Origin of the sequence: Methylobacterium sp. BTF04, from assembly GCF_010692745.1 — a bacterium.
In the GTDB taxonomy this organism is placed as follows: domain Bacteria; phylum Pseudomonadota; class Alphaproteobacteria; order Rhizobiales; family Beijerinckiaceae; genus Methylobacterium.
The window spans coordinates 48023-65032 of sequence record NZ_JAAHTB010000024.1 but is presented as its reverse complement, the minus strand read 5'-3'; the positions used below and the strand labels follow the sequence as shown (position 1 = coordinate 65032).

General features: G+C 68.5%; 19 protein-coding genes. 6 read left to right on the top strand and 13 right to left on the bottom strand.

Annotated features, from left to right (window positions below):
* Positions 1-563 precede the first annotated feature (563 nt).
* Positions 564-1640: a Holliday junction branch migration DNA helicase RuvB gene (ruvB, locus tag G3T14_RS15195; protein WP_204262877.1), complete on the bottom strand. Its 1077-nt coding sequence runs from the start codon at positions 1638-1640 to the stop codon at positions 564-566.
* 132 nt (positions 1641-1772) lie between these two features.
* On the opposite strand from ruvB, the gene G3T14_RS25425 reads away from it, so the two are divergent.
* Positions 1773-1895: a hypothetical protein gene (locus G3T14_RS25425; RefSeq protein WP_281409817.1), complete on the top strand. Its 123-nt coding sequence runs from the start codon at positions 1773-1775 to the stop codon at positions 1893-1895.
* Positions 1896-2053: 158 nt separating this feature from the next.
* Here the strand turns inward: G3T14_RS25425 and bfr are convergent, their stop codons facing one another.
* From bfr to ruvA, 3 genes are all read right to left on the bottom strand, one after another.
* Positions 2054-2551, bottom strand: coding sequence for a bacterioferritin (gene bfr, locus G3T14_RS15190; RefSeq protein WP_163643379.1), 498 nt, complete (start codon positions 2549-2551; stop codon positions 2054-2056).
* Positions 2552-2613: 62 nt separating this feature from the next.
* On the bottom strand, positions 2614-2883 hold the full coding sequence (locus G3T14_RS15185) for a (2Fe-2S)-binding protein (RefSeq protein WP_163643378.1): 270 nt from the start codon (positions 2881-2883) through the stop codon (positions 2614-2616).
* Between the two features lie 265 nt (positions 2884-3148).
* Positions 3149-3766 carry a Holliday junction branch migration protein RuvA gene (gene ruvA, locus G3T14_RS15180; RefSeq protein ID WP_163643377.1) on the bottom strand — a complete coding sequence of 206 codons (618 nt, stop codon included), beginning with the start codon at positions 3764-3766 and terminating at the stop codon, positions 3149-3151.
* 101 nt (positions 3767-3867) lie between these two features.
* Between ruvA and G3T14_RS15175 the strand changes: the two genes are divergently transcribed.
* On the top strand, positions 3868-4476 hold the full coding sequence (locus G3T14_RS15175) for a YceI family protein (RefSeq protein ID WP_246733361.1): 609 nt from the start codon (positions 3868-3870) through the stop codon (positions 4474-4476).
* Positions 4477-4498: 22 nt separating this feature from the next.
* Here G3T14_RS15175 and G3T14_RS15170 read toward each other — a convergent pair whose 3' ends face one another.
* The 3 genes from G3T14_RS15170 to G3T14_RS15160 form a co-directional block, all read right to left on the bottom strand.
* On the bottom strand, positions 4499-5077 hold the full coding sequence (locus tag G3T14_RS15170) for a PilZ domain-containing protein (protein ID WP_246733358.1): 579 nt from the start codon (positions 5075-5077) through the stop codon (positions 4499-4501).
* Between the two features lie 158 nt (positions 5078-5235).
* Positions 5236-5802 (bottom strand): crossover junction endodeoxyribonuclease RuvC, encoded by a 567-nt coding sequence (gene ruvC / locus G3T14_RS15165; RefSeq protein ID WP_163643375.1) that lies wholly within the window; start codon positions 5800-5802, stop codon positions 5236-5238.
* A gap of 197 nt (positions 5803-5999) precedes the next feature.
* Positions 6000-6617 (bottom strand): urease accessory protein UreE, encoded by a 618-nt coding sequence (locus G3T14_RS15160; protein ID WP_163643374.1) that lies wholly within the window; start codon positions 6615-6617, stop codon positions 6000-6002.
* A 214-nt stretch (positions 6618-6831) separates the two neighbouring features.
* On the opposite strand from G3T14_RS15160, the gene G3T14_RS15155 reads away from it, so the two are divergent.
* Positions 6832-7101, top strand: a complete 270-nt coding sequence (locus G3T14_RS15155) for a hypothetical protein (protein ID WP_163643373.1) — start codon at positions 6832-6834, stop codon at positions 7099-7101.
* A gap of 94 nt (positions 7102-7195) precedes the next feature.
* Here G3T14_RS15155 and G3T14_RS15150 read toward each other — a convergent pair whose 3' ends face one another.
* Positions 7196-8422: a TIGR03862 family flavoprotein gene (locus G3T14_RS15150; protein WP_163643372.1), complete on the bottom strand. Its 1227-nt coding sequence runs from the start codon at positions 8420-8422 to the stop codon at positions 7196-7198.
* Positions 8423-8623: 201 nt separating this feature from the next.
* On the opposite strand from G3T14_RS15150, the gene G3T14_RS15145 reads away from it, so the two are divergent.
* Positions 8624-9640 carry a TerC family protein gene (locus tag G3T14_RS15145; RefSeq protein ID WP_163643371.1) on the top strand — a complete coding sequence of 339 codons (1017 nt, stop codon included), beginning with the start codon at positions 8624-8626 and terminating at the stop codon, positions 9638-9640.
* On the opposite strand, the gene G3T14_RS15140 is transcribed toward G3T14_RS15145, so the two are convergent.
* From G3T14_RS15140 to G3T14_RS15120, 5 genes are all read right to left on the bottom strand, one after another.
* Entirely contained in the window at positions 9622-10341 is a 720-nt protein-coding gene (locus tag G3T14_RS15140; protein ID WP_163643370.1) for a hypothetical protein, read from the bottom strand. The two genes, G3T14_RS15145 and G3T14_RS15140, sit on opposite strands and share 19 nt — an antisense overlap.
* Positions 10342-10355: 14 nt before the next feature.
* Complete coding sequence (locus G3T14_RS15135; protein WP_163643369.1) at positions 10356-11111, bottom strand: N-acetylmuramoyl-L-alanine amidase; 756 nt, start codon at positions 11109-11111, stop codon at positions 10356-10358.
* Between the two features lie 64 nt (positions 11112-11175).
* The gene (locus tag G3T14_RS15130) at positions 11176-12279 is read right to left on the bottom strand and encodes an acyltransferase family protein (protein WP_163643368.1); all 1104 of its coding nucleotides are present in this window, start codon (positions 12277-12279) and stop codon (positions 11176-11178) included.
* 169 nt (positions 12280-12448) lie between these two features.
* The gene (locus G3T14_RS15125; RefSeq protein WP_163643367.1) at positions 12449-13750 is read right to left on the bottom strand and encodes an FAD-dependent oxidoreductase; all 1302 of its coding nucleotides are present in this window, start codon (positions 13748-13750) and stop codon (positions 12449-12451) included.
* A complete protein-coding gene (locus G3T14_RS15120) occupies positions 13747-14703 on the bottom strand; it encodes a LysR family transcriptional regulator (protein ID WP_163643366.1) in 957 nt (318 codons plus the stop codon). Before G3T14_RS15120 ends, G3T14_RS15125 begins: the two co-directional genes overlap by 4 nt.
* A 210-nt stretch (positions 14704-14913) precedes the next feature.
* On the opposite strand from G3T14_RS15120, the gene G3T14_RS15115 reads away from it, so the two are divergent.
* Both G3T14_RS15115 and G3T14_RS15110 read left to right on the top strand, forming a co-directional pair.
* A complete protein-coding gene (locus tag G3T14_RS15115; protein ID WP_163643365.1) occupies positions 14914-15972 on the top strand; it encodes a class 1 fructose-bisphosphatase in 1059 nt (352 codons plus the stop codon).
* Between the two features lie 136 nt (positions 15973-16108).
* Positions 16109-16969 (top strand): phosphoribulokinase, encoded by an 861-nt coding sequence (locus tag G3T14_RS15110; protein WP_163643364.1) that lies wholly within the window; start codon positions 16109-16111, stop codon positions 16967-16969.
* The last annotated feature ends 41 nt before the right edge of the window (positions 16970-17010 follow it).

Genomic DNA, 17010 nt, shown 5'->3' with positions numbered 1-17010 from the left:
CCTCCGTCCCGCAGCCCACGTCCAACCACCACGCCCAAGGACCTGAGCAATTACCATTTTTCCCGGTCGGATGTCATTATCCACATTTCGTATGCTCGATTTCAAATCGATCGGGTGGAAATTTCCTGACAAACTGCGCGCCGCAAGCACATCCACCTGTCAGATGATGACCGCTGATAATGCTCGTCATCGCTTTCACCGCCGCGACTCGCGGATGCCGGGTGGCAGACATGCGCAGATTCGGCGCTCGGAGGGAATCACCACGTGGAAACTTCAAGATATTAGGCCGATGGACGCCGCTTATCCCAGATCCTGACCATCGCTCGCTCGCGATCGAGCGGTGGCTACCCAGGTGTCATGGGAATTCCGGTCGATGACCTCGGTGGGCCCGGGCGCACCGAGGTCCCTCTCCTTACCGAAGATGGCACCCAACGTTGGAAGTGACCGAAGGCTCGCAAGAGACCAACGAGATCGAGCGGCGACGGCAGAGACTGACGGACTGTGCTGTCGCGTCGACGGCCCCCTGAAACGCATGGGCCGATGACCGGAGACGCCACTCGGCGTCACGCATCCGGATCGCCTCCGCCGAACAATCCGAACTGCGAGCCCGGCTCGCGGCGGGGCTCCGCGAAGCCCATGTGGCGGAAGGCATGAGGCGTGAGCATGCGTCCGCGCGGGGTGCGCTGGACGAAGCCCTTCTGGATCAGGAACGGCTCGATGATGTCCTCGATGGCGTCGCGCGGCTCGGACAGGGCGGCGGCGATGGTCTCGATGCCGACGGGGCCGCCGTTGAAGGATTTGGCGATCATCGTCAGGTATTTGCGGTCCATGACGTCGAGGCCGGCCGGATCCACGTCGAGCAGCGCCAACGCCCGGTCGGCGATCGCCCGCGTCACGGTCGGCGCATCGGCGACGATGGCGAAGTCGCGCACCCGGCGCAGCAGCCGCCCGGCGATGCGCGGGGTGCCGCGCGCGCGCTTGGCGATCTCGTTGGCGCCCTCCGCCGACATGCCGAGGCCGAGCACCCTGGCGCCGCGGCTGACGATGAGTTCGAGTTCGTCGACATCGTAGAATTCGAGCCGGATCGGGATGCCGAACCGGTCGCGCAGCGGTGTGGTGAGCAGGCCCGCGCGGGTGGTGGCACCGACGAGGGTGAATTTCGGCAGCTCGATCTTCACCGAGCGCGCCGCCGGCCCCTCGCCGATGATCAGGTCGAGCTGGTAATCCTCCATCGCCGGATAGAGGATTTCCTCCACCGCCGGATTGAGCCGGTGGATCTCATCGATGAAGAGCACGTCGCGCTCCTCGAGATTCGTGAGCTGGGCAGCGAGATCGCCCGCCTTGGCGATGACCGGGCCGGAGGTCGAGCGGAAGTTCACCCCGAGTTCGCGGGCCACGATCTGCGCCAGCGTGGTCTTGCCGAGCCCCGGCGGCCCGACGAACAGAACGTGGTCGAGCGCCGAACCGGTCTTCCGCGCCGATTCGATGAAGATGCTCATGTTGGCCCGCGCCGCCCGCTGCCCGATGAACTCGGACAGACTCAACGGGCGGATCGAGGTCTCCAGGTCGTCTTGCCGCCGCTCGGGGGTCAGGATCGAGGCCGGGATCGGAACGGGTTTCGGGGAGGGGGGCTTGCTCAAGCGGGCTCTCGGTGGGGACCCGGCGCGGGGCCTGCTCCGGCGAAAAGGGGGGGGCTCGCGCCCGATGTCGCACAACGGCACCGATCGCGCTACATTCCCGCCGGTGGCATCAGGCCGCCGCGGGAGTTCAGGATGGGCGACGCCCCCGCTGGCTTCGAGACGATGGCCTTCGACGATTTCGAGGAGTTTTTCGCACACACACCGTGCAGTGCGCGCTGGCAGTCGATCGGTGGCCGCGTCGCGTCGTTCGGATGAGGGTCGGATCGACGGCATCCGGAGCGGATTTCGCGTGCTCGACGCTACTCTGGACTGATTCGCACTACAGGCCACTCTGACCCTGCGGGCAATTGATCAGCGGGTCATCACACCCTGAAAAACCCGCGGCGATCGGCACGCCGCGGGACGCTGTCAGGTCAGTCGGCTTCCGGCGCGATCGCTTCCAGGCCGCCGATATGCTTCTGCGCGTAGAGGGGCAGGCCGATCTGCTGGATCAGGTTCAACTGGGTCTCGAGGAAGTCGATATGACCCTCCTCGTCGGCGGCCAGCGCCTCGAACAGGCTCTTCGACACCCGGTCGTTGATCGAATCACAATACTGCGCGGCTTCGAGATAGAGCGCCCGCGCCTCGGTCTCGGCGGCGAGATCGCAGTCGATGATCTCTTGAATGTTCTGGCCGATCCGCAGCGGATCGAGTTCCTGCAAGTTGGGGAAGCCGTCGAGGAACAGAATTCGGTCGACGAAGCGATCCGCGTGGTTCATCTCCTCGATCGATTCCTTGCGCCAGAACTTGGCGAGCTCGATGTATCCCCAATCGTTGAGCATGCGGAAATGGAGCCAGTACTGGCTCACCGCCGTCAGTTCGCTGCGCAGTCCCCGGTTGAGGTACTCGACGACCTTCGCATCACCCTTCATCCGCCCAATCTCCCTTGACGCTGACCGTTGCCGGAAGGGAGCGTTGCACCTCGGACAGGTGCTCAGGCGGCGATCCCTTCCTCCGCAGGTTGGACCTTGACCAAACTACAGCTGCTCGCGCAAGTCGCCGAGCACGCATGGCCGGCCTCTTCCAGGGCCCCCTGAAGCGCATTCTCCATGATCGAGCGGATGGTGCGCGCGCAGCGCCCGCATTTCGGGCTGCAGCCGAGGCAGGCATGGACCTGGGCCGGCGTCCGCGGACAATCCGGACCGCGATGGAGACACGCACGCACGGCGTTGTCGGACAGGACGTTGCAGGAACAGACGATCATGCGGGACCGTGACTCACGCTGTGCATCGTGCCGCGGGGCTGAAGCTACCGGGCGGGACTCGACCCGGCCGCTTCGTCGAAATCGGGGCGGTGGAACGGGTTCGTGCTGAAAACACCAACCCGGCCACTGCGTTGGACGCTACATTGGAATTATTAGAAACTGCTTTGTTATCAGGACCTTAGCGTCTCGGGGCAAATCTGGCAACGGCCGCGGCGCGCGTCAAGTGCGCAATTGCCTCGCGCACGAAGCATCGGCACGTGGGGGATCAGCGGGCGAGTTCGCGCAAGCCCAATCGGATCAGGGTCTTGGCCTCGGCGCCCTCCGGTGCGCTCGCCAGTGCCGCCGCAATGGCGGCCGAGGCCTGGACCGGGGCGTAGCCGAGATTGACCAGGGCCGAGACCGCATCCGCCACCGGCTGGGGTGCCGAGCGGTCCTGAACCGCACCGTTGAGGGCGATGACGGACGGGTCGAGCGGAGCGAAGGCCGGCGCCTTGTCCTTGAGTTCGGCCACGAGCCGGGCGGCGAGCCGCGGGCCGACGCCGGGCGCGCGGGCCACCGAGATCTTGTCGCCCATGGCGATGGCGGTGGCGAGGGCGTCGGGCTCCAGCACCGAGAGCAAACCGAGCGCGACCTTGGAGCCGACGCCCTGCACGGTCTGGAGCAGGCGGAACCACTCGCGCTCCGGGTCGGAGCGGAAACCGTAGAGCCGGATCATGTCCTCGCGGACATGTGTCTCGATGGCCAGACTCGCGGCCTCGCCGATGGCCGGCAGGCGCTGGAGGGTGCGGGCAGAGCAATGCACCACATAGCCGACCCCCTGCACGTCGAGGATCACGAAGTCCTCTCCGTAGGAATCCACCACGCCCTTCAGCTTGCCGATCATCAGAAGTCTCTTATCAGGAGGGATGCGTCCGGCCGCCCGGCCGGGCGCGCCGAGAGCCGAGGGGCGTCATGAAGCGTAGACCCGTCATCACCCGAGCCGCCTTGCGCCCTAGCACCGTTCTGGCTGCGACGCTGCTCGGCTTCGCGCCCGTCCATGCGCAGGATGCCGGCCCGACCACCGACCCGAACCAGGTTCGCCCCGGGGCCTACGTTCTCGATGCCGCCCACGGCAAGATCACCTGGTCGGTGAATCACCTCGGCTACTCGACCTATTACGGCCAGATCACCGACGTGGCGGCGCAGGCCGATCTCGACCCGAAGGCGCCGGCCCAGAGCCGCATCCGCGTGACCCTGGGTGTGGCCAGCATCACCGGTCTCAATCCGGCCCTCGACGCGCAGCTCAAGAGCCCGGATTTCTTCGACGCGGCGAAATTTCCCAGTGCCGCCTTCGTCAGCACCTCGGTGGAGCCGACGAGCCCGACCACGGCCCGGATCAACGGGCTCCTGACCCTCAAGGGTGTCGAGAAGCCGGTCTCGTTCGATGCCACCTTCAACCAGGCCGGGCTCCACCCGGTCGACAAGCGCTACACCGTGGGGTTCGACGGGCGCGCCGTGATCAAGCGCTCCGATTTCGGGATCAACGCCTATCTGCCGCTCGTGGGCGACGAGGTCTCCCTGCGTCTGGAGGGCGAGTTCAAGGCCGCTCCCTGAGGCGGGTCCGGACCCGCCTGCATCACAACCGGATGCGGGCGTCGATCACGCTCGGGTCGAACGGCGTCATGAAGATCGCCCCGAGTCCGGTCTCGAACCGGCGCGCGATCCGTGCCGGCGTGCGGCCGATCACGATCGGCGTCCCGATCTCCAGGGGCGCATCCACCGTGAACGCGGCGCCGGAGGCCGAGACGTTGAGGAGCTTGCCCGGCAGTATGCGCCCGTCGAACAGGGCGACCTCGACCTCCGTGGCGTCGGGCGTGATGCGCGGATGCACGCGGGTGACGAGCGGCACCTGTTGCTCCGACAGCAGCAGCAATTCCCGGGCGACGTCGTCGATGACGTGTTTCTTGGCCACGACGCGGATCACGAAGGTCCGATCGGCGGACTGGATCACGCGGCCTTCGAGGTTTCCGATATGCCGGATGTTGCAGGTCAATTCCTCGTCGACCGAGGGCGCAGTGGCGGAGCGGAAGCGAATGCCCTCGGACGAGACGTTGTCGGTCACTGCGTAGAAATCGCCCCGCCCGCGGCCCCAGCACAGGGCCGGAAGGATGACCTTGTAGCGTCCTGTAGCGCGCCGCTCCATCGTCGTTCCCATGCCGTTCCGCAACACGACTTTGTAGGACCGGGAATCTTTCGATCGTGAACGCGAGTTAGGAAAAATTGTCTGCATCTGATGAGATGCAGATCCTGACCTCCCGGAAGCCCATGCGGCCCACGCGGATCACCGGTGTCCGCGCCGGCCACCGGCCCGGTCTAGGCCTTGGCCAGCGCCGCCGCGATGCGGGCCGCGGCCAGCGCACTGGTACCCGGCACCGGGGCATGCAGGCGCCGCAGGGCGTGGGCGCCGCGATGGTTGGCGTGGGTGACGGCGATGGCGAGGGCGTCGGCGGCATCCGCGGTCTTGAACGTCGCGGTCGGCATCAGGAACTTCACCATCGCCTGAATCTGTGCCTTCTCGGCATGGCCGGAGCCGCACACGGTCTTCTTCACGAGGTTGGCCGCGTATTCCGAAACCGGCAGCCCGGCCAGCGCCGGAACCAGCAGGGCGATGGCCCGCGCATGTCCGAGCTTCAGCGTCGCCTGCGCATCCTTGTTGACGAAGGTCTCCTCCACCGCGACCTCGTCCGGTGAGAAGCCGTGCACCACGCGGGTGATGCCCTCGTGGAGCTCACGCAGCCGCAGGGCCAGCGGCAGATCCCCATCCGAAGTCACCACGCCGCAATCGACATAGGACAGTTTGGTCCCGACCACCGCGATCAGCCCCCAGCCGGTGCGGCGCAGGCCCGGATCGATGCCGAGGATACGGACGGTGTCGCTCATTGTCGTCGTCGATCCGATGCGCGGGACGTGGGCCTTGAGCGCTAAGGACATATCGTGAACGACGAGTTATGCCAACGCAGGGCGCACAACGTCGGGACCGGCCGGCTCGGTGGCGTGAACCGCGGAAGCTCCAGCCACCCAGTGACGTGTCGGCAGTTCGGGCTGTCCGAAAAGCCGTGCGCTCGCGTCCTTCCCGCTCAATGATCGTGCTTGCAGTCCGGTCCGTGCACGTGCGGGGCATGCGCGGACGTCGCGTGTTCATGCCCCTGTTCATGCCCGTGATCATGCCCGTGGTCATGGCCATGTTCCTGGGCCTGATGACCGTGATCGTGATCCGCGTGATCGTGGCTGTGGGCGCCATGATCGTGATGGTCGTGGCCGCACTGGCTGTGGTCATGCGCCGCGCGCTCCGGCTTGAACGCCCGGGTCACCGGGCTGGCGCTGCAGCCCTGGCCGCGCACGAGTTCGGCTGCGCTCCGGGGCACGTACAGCACGTCGGCGCCGATCTCGGCCGGGACGTGGCTGCCGCCGAGCTGCCAGGCGAGACGCAGGAGCCGGGCCGGGTTACCGGCGCGTACTTCCAGCAGGGCCTCTCCCGCCGCGCGGACGGCGACGAGGCGGCCATCCTCGAGGCGCAGCGCATCGCCGTCCTCCAGGGACGCCGCCTTGTCGAGGGCGGGTGCGAAGCTCAGGCCGCCGTCCCCCGTCAAGGTCTCGGGAAGCGCCTGCCGGGCGGCATGGTCGAGGGTGACGCTGTCGACGACCGCATCGGCACGGATGGCGGCTTTGCGGACGATGGTGGTGGCGCGCAGCATGAAGTCCTCGACGAGCGTCTGGTGGATCGCGGCTGAGGCCGTGCGATCCGATGGCGTGCGTGCACCACTAGACAATTTTCGACGCGAACGGAAAGCGCCGCCGGAACCTTAGCCGTGTGAGGTGCATTCCTCGATCGGAATAGCTAAGCTCGATCCTGCACGACCACCACGGCGGAACGCCGGGCCACACGACGCACAAGGGAGTCTCGCAACCATGAAGAAGCTCATTGCCGCCACCCTCGCCGGCGCGCTCGCGCTTTCGCTCGGCGCCTGCAACACCCCCGAAGACCGCGCCCTCGGCGGCGCCGGCCTCGGTGCCCTGGCCGGTGCGGCCATCGGCGGAGCGGCGACTGGCCGGGCCGGCGGCGCCCTCGCGGGTGCGGCCATCGGCGGCGCCGGCGGCGCCATCATCGGTGCGTCCACCGCCCCGCGCTGCCCCTACGGCACCTACCGCGACGCCTACGGCGACGTGTACTGCCGCTGAGGTTTCTTCACGGGCGGTCGCAGGACCGCCCGGCGAGACGGATCACGGGGCTTCCTCTTCCATCGGGAGAGGGAGCCCTTTTCAGTTTCCGAGCCTATCGCGCGTCCTCGGCCATCCAGGCGAGCAGGCCCGCCGCCGCCGCCCGGCCCGAGGCGAAGGCGCCCTGGAGCAGATAACCGCCGGTCGGCGCCTCCCAATCGAGCATCTCTCCGGCCACGAAGGTGCCGGGCCGGGCTTTCAGCATCGAGCGGGCGTCGAGCGCCGCGAACGCGACTCCGCCCGCCGTGGAAATCGCCCGCGCGATCGGGCGCGCCGCGTCGAGGCGCACCGGCACGGCCTTGATCAGCGCGGCGAGCGCGTCCGCCGCGACAGGTAGCGGATGCCTGGCCTCGCGCAGCAGGCCGGCCGCCACCGGTTCGAGTCCGGCGCCCTTGCGCAGGTGGTTGGCGAGGGACTGGCCGGGCTTCGGATGGCTCAGGGCCCGAACGAGCGCGGCCTCCGTCAGGTCGGGGCGCAGGTCGAGGGTGAGGGTGGCCCCGGCACCGGTCTCGATCGCCGTCCGGATGTGACGCGACAGGGCGTAGATCGCGCCGCCTTCGATCCCGTCGGCGGTGATCATCGCCTCGCCGCGGACGCTGTGCCCGTCGATCGCCACGGCGATCCGCTTGAGCGGCGTACCGGCGAAGCGTTCGGAAAACAGCGGCGACCACGCTGCCGTGAACCCGCCATTGGCGGGTCGTAGCGGCGTCACGGCTATCCCCTCGCCGTGCAGGATCGGCACCCAGGCCCCGTCCGAGCCGAGCCGCGGCCAGCTCGCCCCGCCGAGCGCCAGCAGCACGCCGCGATGCCGCGTCTCGACCGGGCCATCGGGGGTCTCGAAGGTCGGGCCGCCGGCCTGCGACCAGCCGACGAAACGGTGGCGGGTGCGGATGCGGAGCCCGAGCCCGTCGAGGCGGGCCAGCCAGGCCCGGAGCAGCGGCGAGGCCTTGAAGCTCTCCGGAAACACCCGCCCGCTCGAGCCGACGAAGGTGGGCTGGCCGAGCCCGGCGCACCAGTCGCGCAGGGCGTCGGGGGGAAACGCCCGGATCGCCGCGTCGAGCGGGCCGCCCTCGGGATAGTAGCGCCCGAGGAAGGCGGGCAGCGGCTCCGAATGGGTCAGGTTGAGGCCGCCGCGCCCGGCGATCAGGAACTTGCGGCCAACGCTCGGCATCCGGTCGTAGAGCGTCACGGCATGGCCGGCCTCGGCCAGTCTCTCCGCGGCCGCGAGCCCGGCAGGGCCGCCGCCGATCACCGCGGGGCCATCGTCGTTGCAACTCGTCATGCCCGCTGGGAGGCCGTCGGAAGGTGCCACCTGTCAAGCACCGGAACCCCGCACCGGAACCCCGCACTTGATTCGCCCTGCGCCACCCCCCAAGTCCGGGCCATCGGCTGCGGGCCCCTCTGGCGGGATGCTGCGTGATGCATTCCGTGATGTCGGAGCCGATGCTTTCTCATTTTCAAGAAGCATCGACGGTCCAGCGCCATGGTCGACTTTCTGTATCACGAGTGGCTCGGCAAGCCCGTGTGGATGTGGCTCGGGTTCCACGCCCTCGTCGCCGGGCTGCTCGCCTTCGATCTCGGATTGCTGCACCGGGACAAGGACCACGAGATCGGCGTGAAGGAGAGTCTCCTCCTCACCGCCTTCTATTTCACCCTGGGCATGATCTTCGGCGGCTGGGTCTGGTGGTATCTCGGGCCGCAGGCCGGACAGGAATACGTGGCCGGCTTGGTGGTCGAGAAGTCGCTGTCGATGGACAACGTCTTCGTCATCGCGGTCATCCTCACGGCGCTCGGCATTCCGCGCGCGGCCCAGCACCGGGTGCTGGTCTGGGGCATCCTCGCCGCGGTGCTGCTGCGCGGGCTGATGATCGGCCTCGGCGCCGCCCTGGTGCACCAGGCCGCCTGGGTGCTGTCGATCTTTGCCGCCTTCCTGATCTTCGCCGGTCTCAAGATGCTGCTCTCCAAGGACGAGGAGCCGGGCGACATCCGCGAGAACGCAGCGGTCCGCTTTCTCCAGAAGGCGCTGCGCATCACCCCCGAGCTGCACGGCCAGCACTTCATGGTGCGCAAAACCGATCCGAAGACCGGTAAGACGGCCCTTTGGCTGACCCCGCTGGCCCTGGCGCTCATCCTGGTGAACGGCGCCGACGTGATCTTCGCCGTCGACAGCGTGCCGGCCATCTTCGCGATCACCACCGACACCTTCGTGGTCTACACCTCCAACATTTTCGCGATTCTCGGTCTGCGCGCCCTGTACTTCGCCCTCGCCGCGATGGTGGATCGCTTCGCTTATCTCAAGACAGCGCTGGCCTTCATCCTGATCTTCATCGGCACGAAGATCGTGGTCGCCGACACGTTCGACCTCATCCACGTCCCGCCGTGGGTGTCGCTCGCCGTCACCGTGGTGCTGCTGGCCGGCGGCATCGCCTACAGCCTGTGGCGGACCCGCGGCGTCTCCGCCGAGGCGGTGCCGGCGGACGCTCAGCCCTTGCGCCGGTAGAATCCGGTGAAGGTCACGTTCATGCCGCCGCAGGCCGCGTTGCTCTCCGCAACCAGGAGCGGCGGCAGAACCTGCATCCGGACCCGGCAGGTGGTGTCATCGCCGGCCGCATAGGGTTTGGTCGCGTCGGCGTCGTCGGTGAAGCCGAGGCTCGCCCCGTTTGGCCGCACCGTCGCGGAGAACGAGCCCGAATTCACGGCTCCGCGGGCCACCCGTGCGGGATCACGCGCGCCGTAGGTGGCCTCGCCGGAGACCTGGAGTGTGTCGCCCTTGCGCAGGATCGTGATGTCCTGCTCGGGCCCCGCGGACCATGTCCCGACCCAGGCCTCGAGGGTCGGTGGTTCCGCCGGAACGTCCGCAAGGGCGTCGCTCGCGATCCATCCCGTCCGTGTCGCCCCCTTGGCGCCGACATACGTCACGCAGGCAAAGTCGCGGAGCGTCCCGGCCACCACGACGGTGTTGCCCTCGACCAGATAGGCGGCGTCCCGGCATGCGGCATCGCGCGAGGGGCAGCCCTTGGCCTGCTCTGCGGATTTCAGGAAGGGCACGCGCTGCGCGCCGACCACGCGGCCGAGGGTAACCGGGGTCGCGAGGTCCATGGTCTCCGCGCACTCACCCTCTGCAGCAGGTGCGCGCGATGACACCAGGAGCGCGAGCAGGACTGGAACGGCGCGGATCGTCCGGGACCGAGGAAGGGTCATGATCGTCATCTCCGTCAGCGTCCCGGTATCGCCGCGATCAGGTCGCGCAAGGTGGTGATGGTAGAGGCATCGGCGATGCCGTCGACGCGAGCCTGCCGGAAATGCCGCTGGAACGCGGTGACCACCGCGCGCATCCGGGCGTCGAAGCGGCCGGTCACCGGCAGGTCGTAGCCGTAGAGCGTGAACATCGCCTGCAGCGCCTCGATCGGCTGGCCGGCATCGCCCTCCGCGAAGAACCGCCCATCTCGGATCGGGGCCGGCGCGACGTGGTGGCCGAGGCCTTCGCGGGCGAGCCGATCCCACGGGAAGCGTTCGCCGGGGTCTTCCTTGCGCTCCGGCGCGATGTCGGAATGGGCGAGCACCCGGTGGGGGACGATGCCCCAGCGCGCCACGAGATCGCGGCCGAGGGCGATCACCGCGGCGATCTGGGCGTCGGGATACGGCGGCAGGCCGCCGGCATGGCCGGCATTGACGATCTCGACCCCGAGCGAACGGGAATTGACGTCGCCGATCCCCGCCCAGGTCGCGGCCCCGGCATGCCAGGCGCGCCGCCCTTCCGGCACCATCTGGACCACCCGGCCATCCTCCAGCACCACGTAATGGGCCGACACTTCGGCCACCGGGTTGGCGAGACGCTGGAGCGCCGCGGCGGCGCTGTCCATGCCGGTGTAATGCAGGATCAGCAGGTCGGGCGGCCCGCCCTTGCGCTCGCCGTGGTTGGGCGAGGGCATGACGCTGGTGGCGACGGGACTCTCGGGCGTTGGCTTCATCGACGGACCTCGGGCGAACGCGGTGACGCGCCGGCCCTCCCTAACACCACTCCGCGCGAACGGGTCAGGCGGCCTTGAACGTGCCGCCGGCCGGGGCCGTGCGCTCGGGCACGATGTGGAACGCCTTCGGCCGCTTGAACAGGAAGGCGAGGGGGGTGTGGCGGATCATCCGCTCGAAAGCGAGCGGCACGAGGATCGCCACGATCGTCACGATCAGGCTCGCCACGCCGATATCGGTGATCGCCCCGCTCTTCACGATGAGGGTGCGGGTGAGGGCCATCGGCAGGAAGAACCCGAGATAGATCACGATGGAGCGCTGGCCGCAGGCGCGCAGAGCCGCCGTCACCGGTCCACCGGCCCGGGACAAGAGGGCGCCGATGGCCACGATGGCGAGCGCGCCGGCGCCGCTAAGGATCAAGCTCAGCACCGGGATGTGCGACGGCGTCGGGATCGCGGCGATGCCGGTCGGCGTGAACACCATTACCGCCTCGATCACGGCCCAGAGGGCGAGGCCGATCAGGGCGGTGCGGGCGTGGCGCTGGACCAGTCCGGCGAAGCCGAAGATCCGCTCGGCGAAGAGGTAGCCGACGAGGAACCAGACGTAGCGGTCGCAGAACTCGTCCACCAGTTCGGCGCCGGTGTGGATCGGCAGGATCTGCAGGACCGCCGCTCCCGCCAGCAGCCAGAACGCCGGCACCCGGCGCAGAAGCTTGGTCGTCACCGAGAAGACCGCCAGCAGATAGATGAACCACAGGGTCGAATAGGGCTCGATGACGGCCTCGGCGAGGTGCGCCACGAAGGCGCCGGGTCCCGCACCGTCGACGATCTGCCCGTATTTGGAGGCCGACTGGATCAGAACCCAGAGGACGTAGAAGTAGACGAAGTGCACCACGCGCCGGTCGGCGAACAGGCGCCAGTCCCGATCGATCACCCGGCCGAGGAACAGGCCGGACAGCAGGAAGAAGTCCGGGATGCGGAACGGCCGCGCGAAGGTGACGACGGTGTGGAGGAAGCCCTCCCCCTCCATGGCGATGCCGGTCCCGAGGGTGGAGTGCATCATGACCACGAGGATGATGCAGAGGCCCTTGGCGACGTCGACCCAGGCCAGCCGCACCGCGTCCTCAGGGCTTCCCACTGCGATCTTCGCCGTCTGCGCTCCCGCCGCCATCGTCCTGAAGCTCCCGCTCGACCCTGTGCGATCACTCTCGGGGCGGAGAGGTAAAAACGCCAATACGGCCGCGTACCTCTTCGGGATCATGCCGAATAGGGGGTAAACGCCGCTGTGCTGTGGCCGGTACGGGGCGGTGCGCCGGTAACGCCGCCTGCGCGCCGTGTCGTCATGCCCGTCCGGTCGCCAGGGCCTTGAGATCGTAGCCCGGATCGGCAGCCTCCTCCGGGCGCAGGGGCAGCCCCAGCGCGAGGATACGGCGGGAGGCCATGTGGTCGCCCGGCCTGTCCACGGTCTCGACGCCGCTAAGGTGTCCGTCGCGAAAGCGGAAGACCGAGAGCCCGGATTCCGTGGGCCGGACCACCCGCGCATCGTCCGGCACCGTCAGGCCGGCGATCTGAAGCTTGTGCCGGCCCTGGTCGCTCCAGAACCATGGGACCGCGTCGTAGGCCGCCGGATGCCCCATCAGCCGCGCGGCGAGGCAACGGGCCTGATCCACCGCGTTCTGCACCGATTCGATGCGGGTGGGTGCGCCGCCGGCAAAGCGGCTCGGCACCCGCGCGGCATCGCCGAGCGCCGAGATCGCCGGATCGTCGGTGCGCAGGAACGCGTCGGTAAGAATCCCGTCCCCGACCGCGAGGCCGGCCTCGGCCGCCAAGTCCTGGTTCGGCACCACGCCGATGCCGACGAGGACGAGATCGGCGGCGAGGCGGGTGCCGTCGCCGAGCCAGACCGCCCCTGCGCGCCCCGCCCCGTTCTCGATGGCCGAAACGCCGCTGCCGAAGACGAAGCGCACGCCGGCTTGGCGATGGGCCTCGGAGAAGAAGGCCGCGACCTCGGGTGAGACCGCGCGCGCCATCGGCCGGTCGGCCGCCTCGATCACCGTGACGTCGCGGCCCGCCGCCGCGCAGATGCCGGCGAATTCGAGCCCGATGAAGCCCGCGCCGACGATGGCCACGCGGCTGGCCGTGCCGAGCGCGGCCTTGAGCGCGTCCGCGTCGGCGAGCGAGCGGAGCTGGTAGACCCCGGGCAGGTCCGCCCCCGGCACCGGCAGCGCCCGGTTGCGCGCGCCGGTGGCGAGAACGAGGTGGTCGTAGGCCAGGGTTTCGCCGCCGGCGAGATGGAGGCGCTTCGCCGCCCGGTCGATGGCCGTGGCGCGCGACGAGGTCCGGTGGACGAGACGATGCTCGGCGAGATAGCTCGCCGGGCGGAGGGCGAGGCCCGCCGCATCGGTCTTGCCGGTCAGGTACGCCTTCGACAGGGGCGGGCGCTGATAGGGCAGTTCCGCCTCGTCACCGACGAGGGTGATGGCCTGCGAAAATCCCGCCTCGCGCAACGACGCCGCGACCTGGAACCCCGCCTGCCCGGCACCGACGATGACGATTCCGGCACTTTCGCCCGCCGGGCTGACAGTCTCGATAGTACCGCCCTGCGGGCTCACGCCGTGGGAAACACCGCCTGTCGGGCTCATGCCTCGAACTCCGCCGTGACCGGCGACACGCAAGGGGCCAGGGCGGATTGGGGCAGCCAGCGGCCGCCATCCTTGACAACGTAGTCCCAGAACGCCGCCGCTGCCGGCCCGAGCACCTTGTCGGCCCGGCGCACCGCGTACCAGTCGCGCCGGATCGGCAGGCCCTGGACGTCGAGCAGGACGAGGCGGGCGCTTGCGAGTTCGGCCGCCACGGTGTGGGCCGAGATGAGCGCGATGCCGAGGCCCGCCATCACCGCCTGCTTGATGGTTTCGTTCGAGCCGGCATCGATCCCGAGCCGGGCCCGCTTGATCATGATGCCGTTCATGAATTCCTCGAACACCGTGCGGGTGCCCGAGCCCTCCTCGCGCACCAGGAAGGATTCCTGGGCGAGATCCGCCCGCGTCAGGCCGCTGCGCCCGGCGAAGGGGTGGCTGGGGGCTGCGATGAGCACGATCGGATGCGGCCCGAACAGCTCGGCCTCGATGGCGAAATCGCGCGGGGGCCGGCCCATGATGGCGAAATCGATCTCGTAGTTGCGCAAGGTCTCGACCATGTGGCTCCGGTTGCCCACCGCGAGGTTGATCTCCACCGCCGGATGCCCCGCGAGGAAGCCCGAAATGATTCCGGGGGCGAAGTACTTGGCCGTGGAGACCACGCCCATCGCCACCCGGCCGCCGCTGCCGCCCTTGAGGATTTCGAGGCGATCGGCGCAGGTCTCCAGCACGGTGTTGATGCTGTCGATCGCCCACAGCATTTCGCGTCCCGCATCCGTGGGTTTCAGGCCGGTGGGGGTCCGGTCGAACAACAGCAGCCCGGCCTCCTCCTCCAACTGGCGGATGCGGGCATAGAGGGCCGCCGAGGTGACGTTGAGCTCCTGGGCCGCGCGCGTCATGGTGCCCAGGCGGGCGACGGCGGCGACGGCCTGGAGTTGCTTCAAGGAGAGGTTGCGCATCCGGCTTTTTTAGTTTTTTTGGAAGTGCCCGCAAGTTTTTTCAGAATTCTTTTGCCGGGATGCCGGCGCGCCTCGGGACACTGGCCCAACGGGGCCGTATCGTGCCAATGAGCCTGAAGGTTTGCGGCACGCAGAATTCCGGGGTGTCGCCCGGTACCGGGACAGGCCGAGCCCGGTTCGGCCGGGGTTGAAGCAGAAGGACGGACATCCATGTCGAGCGCGTCTCTGGAGATCGGGTCGAGCCTCGATGCGTGCCTCGCGCAGGCGGTGGCCGCCGACGGTACGCTGGCGGACGTCGCCAAGGTGATCGCGGCCTGCGCCGCCGCCGCCATCGCGGTGAGCGAGGTGATCGGGCGCGGGGCCCTGGCCGGCGATCTCGCGGCGCAGGGCGAGCAGAACAGCGACGGCGACGTCCAGAAATTCCTCGACGTGCTGGCGCACGAGCGCTTCACCGAGGCCCTGCGCGGCGCTCCCGTCGCCGAGGTGGCCTCGGAGGAGGCCGAGGGCGTGATGCTGCTCAATGCCGGCGCGCCGCTGGCCGTGGCGATCGATCCCCTCGACGGCTCGTCGAACATCGGCGTCAACATGGCGGTGGGCACGATCTTCGGTATCCGCCCGACCGCGTCGAGCCCGGAGAACCCGCTCGGCTCGTTCACCGGTCCGGGTACGCTCCAACTCGCCGCCGGCTTCGTCACCTATGGCCCGGCGACCTCCTTCGTCCTGACGCTGGGGGACGGCACCCAGATCTACACCCTCGACCGGGAGCAGCGCAGCTTCCGCCTCACCCATCCGCGTATCGAGGTGGTCGCGGCGGCCAAGGAATACGCCATCAACGCCTCGAACGCCCGCCACTGGGACACCCCCGTGAAGGCGTTCATCGAGGATTGCCTACGCGGCGCGGAAGGTCCTTTGGACAAGGACTTCAACATGCGCTGGCTCGGCTCGCTGGTGGCCGATGCCCAGCGCGTGCTCCTGCGCGGCGGCGTGTTCCTGTATCCGGGCGACAACCGCAAGGGCTACGCCCAAGGTCGCTTGCGCCTGCTCTACGAGGCCGCCCCCATCGCCATGCTGATGGAGCAGGCGGGAGCCGGCGCCATCGACGGCGAACGCCGCATTCTCGATATCGGTGCCACCGGCATTCACGAGCGCGTGCCGCTGATCTTCGGCTCGATGGACGACGTGGCCTGCGTCGCCAAGTATTATGGCGGCCGCAACGCCGCCGCCGGCCGTTCGCCGCTGTTCGGCCAGCGCGGCCTGATGCGCGGCTAGAGCCTCGCCCCGGAAAGCCGACGCCGCCTCTCGAGACGAGGCGGCGTCGAAACAGGACATGAGAGCCTCGGGCCGGATACCGTATCCGGCAGGACGCTCTCGGGAAAAGCGGACTGGAGCCGGTCGGTCACAGCACATGTCGGCGCGTCATCCCATCATCTCGGTCACCGGCTCCTCGGGCGCCGGGACGACCTCCGTCCGCAACACCTTCGAGCAGATCTTTCGCCGGGAGGATGTGAGCGCGGTCTATATCGAGGGCGACGCCTTTCACGCGCTCGATCGCATCGCCATGCGCAAGGCGATGGCGGCCGAGCCGACTCTGAGCCACTTCGCGCCGCGCGCCAACCTGCTCACCGAGCTGGAGGAGGTGTTCCGCACCTATGGCGAGTCGGGCGGCGGGCGGACCCGGCACTACGTCCACGACGCCGCCGAGGCCGAGCGCTTCGGCACCCGGCCGGGCACCTTCACCCCGTGGGAGGATTTTCCGCCCGGGTCCGACCTGCTGTTCTACGAGGGCCTGCACGGCTGCGTCGTCGACGACAGCGTCGACATGGCCCGCTACGCCGATCTCAAGATCGGCGTCGTGCCGGTGATCAACCTCGAATGGATCCAGAAGCTGCACCGGGACCGCTCGTATCGTGGCTATTCCACCGAGGCCGTCACCGACGTGATCCTGCGCCGGATGCCCGACTACGTGCAGACCATCTGCCCGCAATTCACCTGGACCGACATCAACTTCCAGCGGGTGCCGACGGTGGACACCTCGAACCCGTTCATCTCGCGCTGGATTCCGACGGCGGACGAATCGATGGTGGTGATCCGGTTCAAGGACCCCAAGGGCATCGACTTCTCCTACCTGATCTCGATGATCCAGGGCTCGTTCATGAGCCGGGCCAATTCCATCGTGATCCCCGGCGGCAAGCTCGATCTCGCAATGCAGCTCATCCTGACGCCGATCATCATGCAACTCGTCGAACGCAAGCGCCGGATGGCGTGAGCGCCGGGCCATCGCCGCGACCGCTTCCCTCAAGGACTTCA